The following is a 12,977-nucleotide window of genomic DNA, read 5'->3' on the forward strand; positions in this document are numbered from 1 at the left end:
TTAGTACTAGGGTTTGAAGAAGTATTCCGCTAATTCCACACTTTGGAGCCAAGTACATGCTCGTCAATAAGACACTGGCGCAGTTTTCGGACTGGTCGTACTTCACGGCCTTCGCCTTTTATCTTGTGGCCTTTGTTATTTCCATTGCCTACTACAGTCGTCGTATCGCGGCCGCTGAAGCGAAAAGCCAGGTTGCGGAACGCGAGCTGGTAGCCGCCGGTGCGGGTGAGGGAGCTACCACCGCTAGTGTTGCTGACTCGGGGGAGTCGGCGACGAAGTCGTCGGCAAGCGAGCCTAAGAACCAGGTGCTGACGAACCGACTCGGCGTTGTGACGGAAATGCTGATTTACGTCGGGGTGGCCGTGCACTTTGCATCGGTGCTGCTGCGTGGCCTGGCCGTGCAGCGTTTCCCGTGGGGCAACCTCTACGAGTACGTATCAGTTTCAATCCTCTTTGCTATGGCAATTGCAGCTGGCGTACTGCATCGTGAAACCATGCGTGTGTTCTGGCCGTGGCTGTTGGCTCCGATTCTGGCGCTGATGTTTTACGGTGGTAAGAACCTATATGTTGAGGCTGCTCCGGTGGTGCCGGCACTGCAGTCGATTTGGATTCCGGTTCACGTCTCGATTATTTCTATCGGGTGCAGTATCGCACTGATTTCCGGTGTTGCCTCGATTCTCTACATGCTGCGGATGTACAACCGCGAGGGCAAGGAAAAGGGCTTCCTGGGCAAACTGGTCGCGCCGCTGCCGGATGCTCAAAAGCTGGATGCGATTGCTTACCGCACCGCTATTTGGTCCTTCCCACTGTTCGGTCTGGGCATTGTGCTGGGCGCTATCTGGGCCGAGTCCGCATGGGGTCGTTACTGGGGCTGGGACCCGAAGGAGACCACGGCGCTGATTACCTGGATTATCTACGCCCTGTACCTGCACGCTCGCGCGACTTCGGGTTGGCGTAATACCAAGGCCGCGTGGATCAACATCTTCGGTTTTGCCACCATGGTGTTCAACCTCTTCTTCATCAACCAGGTGGTTTCGGGCCTGCACTCCTACGCTGGTCTGAACTAAGTCTTCACACTTGTACAAAGCCGGCATCGCCGGGTGAACTAGAATCGCTTCCATGCGCGTTCTCGTCACCGGTGGTGCCGGCTTTATTGGTTCCAACTTCGTTCTCCGCACTCTGGCTACACGGCCCGATGTGAATGTCACGGTGCTGGACGCTTTCACCTATGCCGCGAACCCTGCGAGCTTGGATGGCGCGGACTGTGAAATTATCCGCGGCGATGTTCGTGACGCGGAGCTGATCGATCGCCTCGTGCCCCGCTTCGACGTGGTCGTCCACTTCGCCGCAGAGAGCCATAACGACAATTCGCTGGTGGATGCCGATCCCTTCGTCACCACTAATGTCATGGGCACCGTGAATCTGGCCAAGGCTTGCGCCACCCACGACGTCCGCCTTCACCACATCTCCACTGATGAGGTCTTCGGCGATCTCGCTCTCGACGACTCAGCACGCTTTACGACGGCCACCGCGTACAAACCCTCCAGCCCCTACTCGGCCTCCAAGGCTTCAGCGGACCACTTTGTCCGGGCGTGGGTGCGCAGCTTCGGGCTGGCTGCGACGATTAGTAACTGCTCGAACAACTACGGTCCTAGGCAGCATCCCGAGAAACTGATTCCCCGGCAGATTTGTGGTCTGCTGCGCGGTCGTAGCCCTCGCGTGTACGGCACTGGCGAGAATGTTCGGGACTGGATTCACGTCGATGACCACAATGACGCGGTCTGGGCAATCTTGGATTCCGGCGAGGTGGGGGAGACCTACCTCATTGGTGCCGATGGTGAGCGTTCCAACCTCGACGTGGTCGGCGACATCCTGGAGGGCTTCGGTCGCGCGCGCACTGACTTCGTTCATGTCACTGACCGGCCGGGACATGACCGTCGATATGCAATTGATCCCGCATCCATCCGTACCCTCGGCTGGCAACCGCGTTACCAAGACTTTTCCGCAGGCCTCGCCGAGACCATCGACTGGTATCGCGCCAACGAGTCCTGGTGGGCCGCGGCCTACGATGCCGCTGAGGCTGGCTACGCTGAGCGCGAGCAGGAGTTGTAGTTCGTCTGTCGGGGCACACCTAGCGCACTCCCAACGCACACTCAGTGCACACTAAACGCGTGCCACAGCCTCAGCCCGGGCGCCGCGTCTACACTTGTTACCCATGAGCCCTAAGAGCACATTCCAGCCCACTTCCATCGACGGCGTTTTCACCTTCGAGCCGGTCATCCACGGCGACAGCCGCGGTAGTTTCCACGAGTGGTATCGCCTCGACGCATTCGCCGAGGCCACGGGCTACCCGTTCTTTCCGGAGCAGGCCAACATGAGTGTCTCCGCCGCTGGCGTTGTCCGTGGCCTTCACTTCGCCGACGTCAGCACCGCTCTAGACGGTCATCCCGGCCAGGCGAAGCTGGTTACGTGCCCCGTAGGCCACATCCTCGACATTGCGGTTGACCTGCGTCGCGGCTCTGACACATTCGGCAAGGTTGAGGTCTTCGAGCTCGACAGCACGACCCGCCGCGTGGTCTATCTGCCCAACGGCATCGGACATGGTTTCGTCTCGCTTGCCGACGACTCCGTGCTCACCTACCTCACTTCCACCGGCTACAACCCGGAGGCTGAACGCGCTGTTAGCATCCAGGACCCGACTCTCGGAATTGACCTGGCTGCGCTGCTGGCCAAGGGTGGTCTCACCGACGCGGACATGATTCTCTCCGAGCGCGATCAGAAGGCTCCGACTATCGAGCAGTTCGAGGCCGAGGGCAATAAGCTCCCCAGTGAGTTTGACTGCAAGGATCTTGAGAACATGGCTCGCGACGAGTGGGCAATCGCCAACGAAGCGGCCGGGCAGTAAGGCAGAAAGGCGCGAGCACTATGAAGGGCATCATCCTCGCAGGTGGTACGGGCTCTCGGCTGTTTCCCATCACACTTGGCGTAAGCAAGCAGCTGGTTCCCGTCTATGACAAGCCGATGATCTACTACCCGCTGAGCACGCTGATGCTAGCGGGAATCAGGGACATCCTCGTCATCACCACGCCACATGATGCCCCGCAGTTTGAACGCTTGCTTGGCGACGGCTCGCAGTGGGGCCTCAACCTCACCTTTGCCACCCAAGACGAGCCCCGTGGTCTCGCTGAAGCGTTCATCATCGGTGCGGACCACATCGGCGATGACTCCGTTGCGCTCATCCTCGGCGACAACATCTTTTACGGTGCTGGCTTGGGCACGCAGCTGCGCCGCTTCCATGACGTCGATGGCGGAGCGATCTTCGCCTACTGGGTCGCAGATCCCACAGCCTATGGAGTCGTGGACTTCGACCAAAGCGGCAAAGCCGTGGCGATCCAGGAGAAACCGAAGAAACCACGCAGCCATTTCGCGGTGCCTGGTTTGTACTTTTATGACGCCGAGGTTGTTGAGATAGCTCGCTCGCTGCAACCGTCGTCACGCGGCGAATTGGAAATCACGGATGTTAACCGCGCCTACTTGGAGCGCGGGAAACTGCAGGTAGAGGTGCTGCCGCGCGGCACGGCATGGCTGGACACGGGCACGGTGGACAATCTGATGGCCGCGGGTGATTTCGTGCGCACGATTGAGCAGCGGCAGGGGCTAAAGATTGGCTCGCCGGAAGAGGTGGCGTGGCGCATGGGATTCATTGACGATGCTGCGCTTAGCGCGCGTGCCGACGCCCTCAGCGCCAGTGGCTACGGGGAATATCTACAGCAGTTGTTGCTGCGTGGCAAGGACGTTTAGTCAGTTTCGCCGGGATTATCGAGGTTGTCGTCCTGCTCCCGTTCGCGCCGCTCCTGTAGCTCCTGCTCACGTTTACGGCGATCGAATTCGGCCTTCTTGAGCTTCCAGAGGAACTCCGGATCATCGTCGGGAGCGAGCGGACGGGGTTCCGGTTGCGGAGCGGAAATACGTCGCATGCCGTTGCCGCGACTGCCGGGACCAAATGCCTTCCACAGCATGACTACGACAAGGATGATGAACAGCAGCAGAATGAGCCGACCCATGTAATAGCTAACCTCCTGGATTTACCGACTAGAATACGCAACGAGTCCCGTAGTGCCCACGAGGGGTATCGCACTGCATGCGGTACGGCGTACAGAGTTCGTTAGGGTACAAAGGAACGTTGGACACGAACAACGTCGGGCACAGCACAGGCGTAACACGTAGAGGTGAGGGTTTAATGACCAATCCAGCAGAGCAGGACAAGTTGGCTTCTGAGGCTCAGATGCCAGCAGCTCCGGTGACCAAGAATGCTGGTCGCGGCAATGCCATGAAGGGGCTGTTCTGGTACGGCCTTGCTCGTCTGCTGCTATTCCTAGTGCTGTTCTTCGTTCTGCTCGTGATTATTTACTTCGTTAATGTGCAGATTCCGGCTGCAATTACGGCTGTGTTCGCACTGATTATTGCGATGCCGCTGTCGGTTTTTGTGTTCCCGAAGCTGCGCGTCCAGGCCAATGAGTCTGTTGCAGTGTGGTCGGAGAACCGCCGCGCGCACAAGGAATACATTGCGCAGCAGATTAAGGACCGCGAGGAAAACTAGCGCACCTTCTCCAGGGCCCGCTCGATAGCCCGGTTCACCGCTTCAGGCGCCTCCAGCGGCAACATGTGGCCGGCCCCGTCGACTTCAACCAGTTCGGCGTCCGGCCACTTTTCCATAATTAGGTCTGCTTGCTTGCGCGGAGTGACATCGTCCTTCGTGCCCACCAGTACCGCTCCTGGCAAGCCCTCCAAGTAAGGCCCGGATGCGAACTCGTCGTGATCCTGCAGGTCGTCGAGATATCCCACGAAAGTTTCCAGCGGTGTTTCATTAATCATGGCCGCGTGGAACTCGATGATCTCGTAGTCCGTGCGCCGGGCGAACACCGCCACCGCCAACGACGGCGCCATCAGTGACGCGATTGCCTCGCGGAACTTGCGAATCTCCTTCGGCGAGGACTCAATTGCATTGCGCGCCGCATCCGCCACCGGGGACGCCAGAATCTGCGGCACACCCTGGGCGGCCAGCTTGTCGATAGACGTGGAAATCAACACTACGCCTGCTATCCGACGGCGAATGCTTTCCTCGGCAGCCCGCACCATGTGCAGTGCAATCAAACCGCCTAGCGAATGCCCAACCACGATGAGTTTTCCGGTCGCGGCACGCTCGGCGATCACGGCCAGCGCATCGGCCGCAGCCCCTTCGACCGTGCAGAGTGAAGCCGGAACCGCTCCGGTCTGGCCGTGGCCGCGCAGATCCATAGTCAACAGGCGTGCTTCCGGGTGCGACTTGCGCAGCGCGTTGAACTGCCGGTACCAGGACTCACCAGCCAGGGTGAAGCCGTGGACGAAGACGATGGTCACGGGTTCTTTGGCGGGTTCGCTAGGTTCAACCTCGTACCAGTGCACCGGAATATCGGTGGTGACAGCATCCGGCTTGTCGCTGGCCTTCCGCTCGTCGTCCTTGGCCGCAATCTCGGCCGTGACCGGTGCGGTCTTGATATGCACCACGCCGGTTGACGTGAGATCGGTGAGTCCCGGTTCACGGGTCTGCGAATGCAGCGCACCGTGCTCCAGCGCCAGTCGGCGGCGTCCCGATTTGGTCAAACGCAGAGCAGCGCTGCGGGCGAAAGCTGGAGCCTTGGCTGCTGTGTCGCCAACTCGGGTTGCGGCCTCCTGGACGTCGTCAAGCGCCTTGTGCGTCAGTGTGCGGAAGTCCATCGGTACCCCCTAGCTGAGCGCGAGTGCGAGTGCCGTAATGACGGACCAGGCAAGCATCATCTTGCCGGTAAGCCCCAGTACCGGGATGAGCTCCTTGCCCTTCTTATGCATGCGAATTGGCTCGGAGGCCTTCACCCACAGCGGCACGATGAGCAGACCCACCAGCGCCCATGGGCGCCAGAAAGCGATAAAGCTGCTGGCCAGCGCGGGCATGAGGGAGAGAATCTGCCAGACGATGCGGGTGCGGAAGTCGCCCAGGCGAACTGCCAAGGTGATCTTGCCGGTAGCGGCGTCGGTGGGGATGTCGCGCAAGTTGTTCGCCAGGTTCACGGCAGAAGACACCGAACCAATACCAATTGCGCAGGCCAGGCCGACCCAAGACAGCGAGCCCGTCTGGGTGAATTCCGTGCCGAGCACCGCGACGAGACCGAAAAAGACGAAGACCGAGACCTCGCCAAGTCCGCGATAACCGTAGGGATTTTTACCGCCGGTGTAGAACCACGCAGCCGCGATGCACAGTGCACCGACCAGAATGAGCCACCACGCGCTCATCAGGGACAGCGCCACACCGGCAAGACCGGCGACACCAAAGGAACCGAACGCCGCGTACTTCACAACCTTCGGCTCGACCAGACCAGAACCCGTCAGGCGCAGCGGGCCCGAGCGGTCATCGTCAGTGCCGCGGATGCCATCGGAGTAGTCGTTGGCGAAGTTCACGCCCACAATCAACGCCCACGCGACAACCAGCGCGAGCACCGCACGTCCCCAGATAATCGGCGCGTGCGTCGATGCCGCTCCGACACCGACGATGACCGGCGCAAACGCATTCGCCCAGGTATGGGGGCGCGCGCCTTCCAGCCAATCGCTTAACGACGCCGTTGCAGGACTCTTTGGTGCTTCAGACATGAATTAATAATAGGACGTGACACCAAATGCCTTGAACTAATGCGTGTCTGAATGAGCTAAAAGAGCGCCGCGACTTTCTTCCGGTCGACCTTGCCCGGACCAATCAGTGGCAGGACCTCCACGCGACGCAGGTCCTTGGGAATCATCCAGTGATTGATTCGCCCGGCGTCTTCAGCATCGCCGAGCCCGTCCATGACATCGCCGAGCTCAGCGATGCCTTCATACGCTGCGACGATAGCGTGGCCGAGCCTTGGGTGTGGCACACCGACCACGCAGGCTCCCGTAACTCCATCGATGGCGAGCAGTTCACGTTCGAGGACTTCGGGGTGCAGCTTCAACCCGCCGGAGTCGATGATGGTGTCCAGGCGTCCCGTAATGACTAGTCGGCCATCGTGGATCTCGCCCGCATCGGAGGTGGCGAACCAACCTGGTTTATGGAAAGCCTCGTGACTGGGCGCGTTGCGGTAACCGTGTGCAATCATCGGTCCGCCCAGCCAAACGCGACCATTTTCGATGGCGACCTGTGCACCTTCGATGGGCTGTCCGTCATAGACGCAGCCGCCGGCTGTCTCGGAGGAACCATAGGTGGTCACGACGTTGATGCCGAGTTCTTCGGCGCGCGCTGCCACCTGCGGGTTCAAGGCTGCGCCGCCGACAAGGACAGCATCAAACAGGCGCAGGGCTGCCGCGCCAAAGGGTTCTTCCATGGCCTTGGCCAGCTGCATCGGAGCCAGCGAGGTGTAGGCACGGTCGCTGGTGAGGGCCTCAGCGCCGTCGGCGAATGCGGCCACATCAAAACCGTCGGTCACATCCACACACACCGGATTCGTGCCCGCGAGCAGCGAACGAATGAGAACCTGCAGGCCAGCGATATGGTAGGCCGGCATCGCCAGCAGCCACTGCCCTTCACCGCCGAGCCACTGATGTGTAGCGGTAGCAGAGGAGACCAAGTTATCCACCGTCAGCTGTGCACCCTTCGGTGTGCCGGTGGAACCGGAGGTGCCGACAACAAGCGCGATGGATTCATCAATTGGCTCACCTGCGCGTTGCGAGTTCCGCAAGATTGAGGCGCGCGTGCCGTCGTGAAGCGGAACGGGAAGAAGAGAGACCTCACCGTCCAGCGCAGCGCGGAGGTCGGGCAGGATGGCGGTCGGGTTGTGGGGATTGATGGAAAGCAGGCTGAGCGTACGCACAACCCAAACCATAGTCGGTGTTATTCCGTAGTTTCTGGTGGCGAGGTCGGAACAATCGTGGCCTCGGGCGCGTTGCGCAGACCAAAGACAGTCATAGATAGAAAGGCGTCGAAGATGGGTTGGATTTTTGGTAGATCAGCGGAGCTGGTGCCGGAAGATGAGGCGCTAAAGGGCGGCTCGCACCCGGTGTTGGAAAATCCGAAGCCGCATGCGGTGCTCGGCACGCCGATCACCGGCCCATGGGAGGAAGGCCAGGAGGTCGTCTACATCGGGATTGGCTGTTACTGGGGTGCTGAGAAGCTGTTTTGGGAAACACCGGGCGTGCTCAGCACATCGGTCGGGTTCGCCGGGGGCATGACGCCGAATCCCACCTACCGCGAGTCCTGCACCGGACGCACCAACCACACCGAGATTGTGGAGGTCGTCTACGACCCGGAGCAGATTAGCTTCGACCAGCTGATCGCCAAGGCCTTCGAGGCCCACGATCCCACGCAGGGCTACCGCCAGGGTAATGATGTCGGCACGCAGTACCGTTCCGCGATCTACACGACGACGCCCGAGCAAGCGCGCCGGGCACAGGAGATCGCCGATGCCTACGCGCCGAAGCTTGCCGACGCTGGCCTGGGGGCCATCACCACGGAGATTAAGCCACTCGCGGAGACCCCGGCAGGGGAGTACTACCGGGCTGAGGATGAGCATCAGCAGTACTTGTTTAAGAATCCGAACGGCTACTGCCCAGTGCATTCGACCGGCGTGGCCTGCGGAATTTAAAGGCGAAACTTCGTAGAACGCTTAATTGCGATTAGTAAAACTCACTGAGAAAAGTAAGGTGGTTATATTAATCCGATAGTCGAATAGGAGTGAACCCTTGTGGTGAAGCAAGTACTGCGCGTTGCATTTGCCTTCGTCGGCGTGGTCGTCGGCGCGGGCTTTGCGACGGGTCAGGAAATCATGCAATACTTCGTCGCCTTTGGCATCAATGGTGTCTGGGGTGCCGTTCTCTCAGCGGTAATCATGAGCCTGATGGCGATGATCATTTTGCAGCTGGGAAGCTATTTTCAGGCCAGCGAGCACGGCGAAGTTTTCCGACGCGTATCGCACCCCATCTTCTCGCGAGTACTGGACATTGGCGTGATTATCACGCTCTTCGCCACCGGGTTCGTCATGTTCGCCGGTGCCGGTGCCAACATGGAGCAGCAGTGGGGCATCCCCGTGTGGATCGGTGCCGTAATCATGGTGCTGGTGACCATTGCAGCCGGTTTCCTCGATGTTGACCGAGTGACCACAGTGATCGGTTCCATCACGCCGTTTATCGTCGGCTTTATTCTGCTGGCCAGTGTTTATACGCTGGCGTTCACCGATGCCACCCCAGCCGCGGAGCAGGCAGCTGCCGTTGCGGAAGTCCCGACCACTCTGCCGAACTGGGTTGTCGCCGCAGTGAACTATGTCGGTTTTAACCTGATGGTTGCGGTTTCCATGGCGATTGTTATTGGCGGTAGCCTGTTCAATCCCCGCGCCGCTGGAGCCGGTGGGTTTACCGGTGGTTTGATCTACTCCGCGATGCTGCTGATTACCACCATCACGCTGTTCCACACTGTTGGTACTGTCGCCACCGATGCCGTGCCAATGCTCACCGTCATTAATCGACTGCACCCGTGGCTGGGCCAGGCCATGGCCGTGGTAATCCTTGGCATGATCTTCAACACGGCACTTGGCATGTTCTACGCACTGGGGCGTCGCGTCACCGCAAATCACCCGGAAAAATTCAAGATTGTCTACGTCGCGCTGGTCTTGCTCGGTTTCGCCTTGAGCTTCATGGGCTTCCAGAACCTAATCGGTTGGGTCTACCCAATCCTGGGCTACATCGGTCTGCTGCTCATTACTGTCATGCTTGTTGCCTGGTTGCGCGGCCGCGAGCGCATCAGTGAAGAGACTTCCCGCCGCAAGCGCATCTTCCGCCTGGTCCGCCGTGGCCGGAACAAGGAGGCCCGCGAGGAGATTGAAGACTCCAACCTCAGTGTCGAAGAGGTTCGCGAGGCGATCGAGTAGTAGGTGGGCTGCTCGTAGCGCCGCCGTCAGTCTTGGGATCGGATCGCCTTCAATGATGTCGCCCGAGCCCAAGCCACGAAAGCCGCCATCACAATGGCGGACACGAGAACCATCACTGGCCACCGCTCGGGGTAATCACGGACTACCCAAGTCCATCCCCATTCCGAGGTCCACCACAACGGTGAGGCGCTGAGGACATCACCGCCAACCATCACCGCCCAACCGCCGAGCGCGACCGAGACAAAGATTGCGGCCGCCACACTTCGACGCGCAATTAAGCCGGTCACGGCCACAATCATCGCGGCCACAAGAGGAGCGATGACCGCCTGGTACGGCCAGGGGTTAATGCCCGTCTGGCTATTGGTCTCGCCGCCTGCACCACTGATAACCACCGCAACCACCAGCACCGGCAGGAGAAACGCCATATCCAAGGCAAACAGTCGGAGCGTGATGCTGCGTCGCGCACGCCGATACATCAGTGCTGGCCAGGCATCGGCTTGCGAAGTCCATGTCATGATGGCCACCACGGTTGCGGCCGTCGGCACGCAGACGAAACTCAGCAGCCCCAGCGCATACTCCGGGTTCCACACCACACGCACGACCGCAAGTCCGGCAAGCATCAGCGCTGCGAGACTCCACCAGGTGCGCCAGGGAAGGGTCGCGCTCATGCCATGGCTTAACGACGAAGTGCTGCGTTCCCGGCCCGTCGGCAAGCTGAGAGATTTTCCGTGCGCAAGCAATGCGATGGCAAATAGACCTAGCCCGAGGAGTAAATGCAGCAACGCGGGCGGCAGGATGGCGATGTTCCAGATCTCGCTGTCGGCGGGAGCCGAGATGGAATTAGCCTGCACTCCGTGGATAGGTAACGTTGGGCGGATTGCCCAGGTCCACGGGAGAACTTTCCAGTTTGGGCTCATGGCGTCCAGTGTTCCTGCGATGGCCCAAGCGATGGAAGCGAGCGGAGCGAGGAAGAGAGCTGCGCGTGGCACAAGGCGCCATAGGGCAAGGCCGAATGCCCAGAAGACGAAGAATGACAACGTGCTAAAGAGCGTGAATTGCGATGCGGTGCTCACGCTCCGGGCAAGGAGTGCAGCCATCAATGCGTGACCGAGGGCCGCGGAGGCGATGACAGTGGCTGCGCGGGCAAGGAGCACTCGAGTGCCCGAGATATTGCGCCAGATTAGGCCGCCTTGGCGGAGTTTTTCTTCACGGTTTTGGCCGATGACGGACGTAATAGCAGCCAGGGGAGGAAGCAGGATAAGCGAGTAGATGTGGGCGCTCGCCATGGCGGTGGCGTCAACGCCTCTAGAAAAGACCATGCTGACCAGAGCGATTGCCACCATGATGATGGGAAGAAACATGGTGAGTGACCACTTCGCCCGCAGTAGCTCGGCGCGGAAGTAGCGGCGAATAGGAACGGTGCGCGTGTCAAGAGTGCGCGTGTGCGGTTGAGTGCTCATCGGGCAACACCTACTGCGGTGAAGAAAGCTTGCTCGAGGGATTGACCAGAGGCCGCAAAGTCAGTCAGCGGGCCTTCGTAGACCAGTCGGCCACCGGCGAGGACACCAAGGTGGTCAACGCTCTTTTCGACTTCTCCGAGTTGGTGGGAGGACACCACGACGGCCTTGCCACTAGCGGCAAGATTTCGCAACAAGGTGCGCAGGCCCACGATAGCTTCGGGGTCGAGTCCGTTGGTGGGCTCGTCGAGAAGCACAATGTCGGGGTCGGTGAGCAGCGCCATCGCCAGGGAAAGACGAACCTTCATGCCCGTTGAGAAAGCGCGGCCACGCTTGTTACCAGCATGAAGCCCGACCAAGTCGAGGACTTCGGCGATACGGCTCTTGTCCGTGCCGGTCAGATGTGCGTGCACTTTGAGATTGTCGGTGGCTGAGAGCTGTGGGTAGAACGCCGGGCCATTGATGGAGGCGCCGATGCGGTCCAGGTCGACAACGGACCACGGGTGTCCCGCGATGCTGATTTCACCGGAGTAGGGAATTAGCCCAAGCACCGTGCTCATCAACGTGGATTTACCTGCGCCGTTGAGTCCCAATAGCCCGTAGACCTCGCCGGCGCGGACGTTCATATCGAGGCCGTTCAGGACAGGTTCGTTCTTGCCGTAGGAGACAGTGATGCCGCGCAGCTGGAGGAGGGGAGCGGCGGCGTCTGCGGAAGGGCCTGAGGTGGGGGTTGGTGCGTTCATGCCTTAAGTAATAGGAGTGTTTGGCACGGTTCGCGCCCTCCCTGAGGATGAGGTGGCGGAAATATCCTCCCTAGGGAGGAGGCGATAGCGAGGATGACGGTACCAGCGAGGAGAAGCTACAGCAGCCCGTTTTTCGCAGCCCAAATGACAAGATCCACGCGACTGCGTGAGCCTGTCTTGGTCAACAGGGATTTCACATGGGTTTTCACTGTCGTCGTGGCGACAACCAACCTGCGAGCAATTTCGTCATTGGAAAGCCCTTGGTAGACGAGGTTCAAAATCTCCTGTTCGCGGGGTGTGAATTGGGTTCCTGTGTGAGTGGGGTCTGAGTCAGCGCCATGTGTCGAGAACGCTCTCGCTGGCTGTCCTGAGTGCGGTGCGCGCGGTGAAACATGCCGCAACACCATCGGCGTCACCTTCGGATCGATGACTCCTTCACCACGGTGGATACGCATGATGGCCGAAAGCAGCTCACGGGGATTGGAGTCTTTGAGCAAAAAGCCTGCGGCCCCAGCTTCTAAAGCGCCGAGCACCAGGTCTTCTTCGCGGAAAGTGGTCAGTACCAAGACTTTTGGAGTGGAAGCGCGAGCCGCACCTCCGGACGGCACGCCTTGCACAATCTGTCGTGTGGCCTCGATACCGTCCATCACGGGCATTCGAATGTCCATGACGACCACATCGGCTCCGGAGGCACGACGCACAGCCTCGGCGCCGTCGCCCACGGCACCAATGACTTTCATCTGCGGGTGGGCATCAATAAGCTGCGCGAAAGACTGCCGAATCAAAGCCTGATCTTCAGCCACTAATACTCGAATTACATCCATTGCTCGTCTTTCTCAACAGGATTGACAGTCAGCCCTGCTTCGGTCGAA

At 59.9% G+C, this 12,977-nt stretch carries 14 protein-coding genes; 7 read left to right on the top strand and 7 right to left on the bottom strand.

Features of this window, described 5'->3' with window-relative positions:
• The first annotated feature begins 56 nt into the window (after positions 1-56).
• The 4 genes from ccsB to rfbA all read left to right on the top strand — a co-directional run bounded on the left by ccsB (position 57) and on the right by rfbA (position 3,801).
• Positions 57-1,067, top strand: coding sequence for a c-type cytochrome biogenesis protein CcsB (gene ccsB / locus CHU70_RS05815; protein ID WP_016421998.1), 1,011 nt, complete (start codon positions 57-59; stop codon positions 1,065-1,067).
• A 52-nt stretch (positions 1,068-1,119) separates the two neighbouring features.
• The gene (rfbB, locus tag CHU70_RS05820) at positions 1,120-2,112 is read left to right on the top strand and encodes a dTDP-glucose 4,6-dehydratase (protein WP_147719181.1); all 993 of its coding nucleotides are present in this window, start codon (positions 1,120-1,122) and stop codon (positions 2,110-2,112) included.
• 103 nt (positions 2,113-2,215) lie between these two features.
• Positions 2,216-2,905, top strand: coding sequence for a dTDP-4-dehydrorhamnose 3,5-epimerase family protein (locus CHU70_RS05825; RefSeq protein WP_147719180.1), 690 nt, complete (start codon positions 2,216-2,218; stop codon positions 2,903-2,905).
• Positions 2,906-2,925: 20 nt separating this feature from the next.
• Positions 2,926-3,801: a glucose-1-phosphate thymidylyltransferase RfbA gene (gene rfbA, locus CHU70_RS05830; protein ID WP_070603557.1), complete on the top strand. Its 876-nt coding sequence runs from the start codon at positions 2,926-2,928 to the stop codon at positions 3,799-3,801.
• Here the strand turns inward: rfbA and CHU70_RS05835 are convergent.
• A complete protein-coding gene (locus CHU70_RS05835; RefSeq protein ID WP_070429274.1) occupies positions 3,798-4,064 on the bottom strand; it encodes a hypothetical protein in 267 nt (88 codons plus the stop codon). The two genes, rfbA and CHU70_RS05835, sit on opposite strands and share 4 nt — an antisense overlap.
• A gap of 176 nt (positions 4,065-4,240) precedes the next feature.
• Between CHU70_RS05835 and CHU70_RS05840 the strand changes: the two genes are divergently transcribed.
• A complete protein-coding gene (locus tag CHU70_RS05840) occupies positions 4,241-4,600 on the top strand; it encodes a DUF4229 domain-containing protein (protein ID WP_070429275.1) in 360 nt (119 codons plus the stop codon).
• On the opposite strand, the gene CHU70_RS05845 is transcribed toward CHU70_RS05840, so the two are convergent.
• The 3 genes from CHU70_RS05845 to menE are packed head-to-tail and all read right to left on the bottom strand — an operon-like array spanning position 4,597 to position 7,868.
• Positions 4,597-5,757: an alpha/beta fold hydrolase gene (locus CHU70_RS05845; protein WP_049192983.1), complete on the bottom strand. Its 1,161-nt coding sequence runs from the start codon at positions 5,755-5,757 to the stop codon at positions 4,597-4,599. The genes CHU70_RS05840 and CHU70_RS05845 overlap by 4 nt on opposite strands.
• A gap of 9 nt (positions 5,758-5,766) precedes the next feature.
• Positions 5,767-6,663, bottom strand: a complete 897-nt coding sequence (locus CHU70_RS05850) for a 1,4-dihydroxy-2-naphthoate polyprenyltransferase (protein WP_016422005.1) — start codon at positions 6,661-6,663, stop codon at positions 5,767-5,769.
• A 56-nt stretch (positions 6,664-6,719) separates the two neighbouring features.
• On the bottom strand, positions 6,720-7,868 hold the full coding sequence (menE, locus tag CHU70_RS05855; RefSeq protein ID WP_048732378.1) for an o-succinylbenzoate--CoA ligase: 1,149 nt from the start codon (positions 7,866-7,868) through the stop codon (positions 6,720-6,722).
• A gap of 102 nt (positions 7,869-7,970) precedes the next feature.
• Between menE and msrA the strand changes: the two genes are divergently transcribed.
• The gene (gene msrA, locus CHU70_RS05860) at positions 7,971-8,627 is read left to right on the top strand and encodes a peptide-methionine (S)-S-oxide reductase MsrA (RefSeq protein ID WP_048732380.1); all 657 of its coding nucleotides are present in this window, start codon (positions 7,971-7,973) and stop codon (positions 8,625-8,627) included.
• A 99-nt stretch (positions 8,628-8,726) separates the two neighbouring features.
• Positions 8,727-9,905 (top strand): hypothetical protein, encoded by a 1,179-nt coding sequence (locus CHU70_RS05865; protein WP_069359108.1) that lies wholly within the window; start codon positions 8,727-8,729, stop codon positions 9,903-9,905.
• Positions 9,906-9,931: 26 nt separating this feature from the next.
• Here CHU70_RS05865 and CHU70_RS05870 read toward each other — a convergent pair whose 3' ends face one another.
• From CHU70_RS05870 to CHU70_RS05880, 3 genes are all read right to left on the bottom strand, one after another.
• Positions 9,932-11,365, bottom strand: coding sequence for a hypothetical protein (locus CHU70_RS05870; RefSeq protein WP_147739784.1), 1,434 nt, complete (start codon positions 11,363-11,365; stop codon positions 9,932-9,934).
• Positions 11,362-12,105 (bottom strand): ABC transporter ATP-binding protein, encoded by a 744-nt coding sequence (locus tag CHU70_RS05875; protein ID WP_147719178.1) that lies wholly within the window; start codon positions 12,103-12,105, stop codon positions 11,362-11,364. Before CHU70_RS05875 ends, CHU70_RS05870 begins: the two co-directional genes overlap by 4 nt.
• A 116-nt stretch (positions 12,106-12,221) precedes the next feature.
• Complete coding sequence (locus tag CHU70_RS05880; RefSeq protein WP_242451362.1) at positions 12,222-12,908, bottom strand: response regulator transcription factor; 687 nt, start codon at positions 12,906-12,908, stop codon at positions 12,222-12,224.
• Positions 12,909-12,977 lie beyond the last annotated feature (69 nt).

The organism is Corynebacterium sp. LK10, from assembly GCF_008042455.1.
In the GTDB taxonomy this organism is placed as follows: Bacteria; Actinomycetota; Actinomycetes; order Mycobacteriales; family Mycobacteriaceae; genus Corynebacterium; species Corynebacterium jeikeium_D.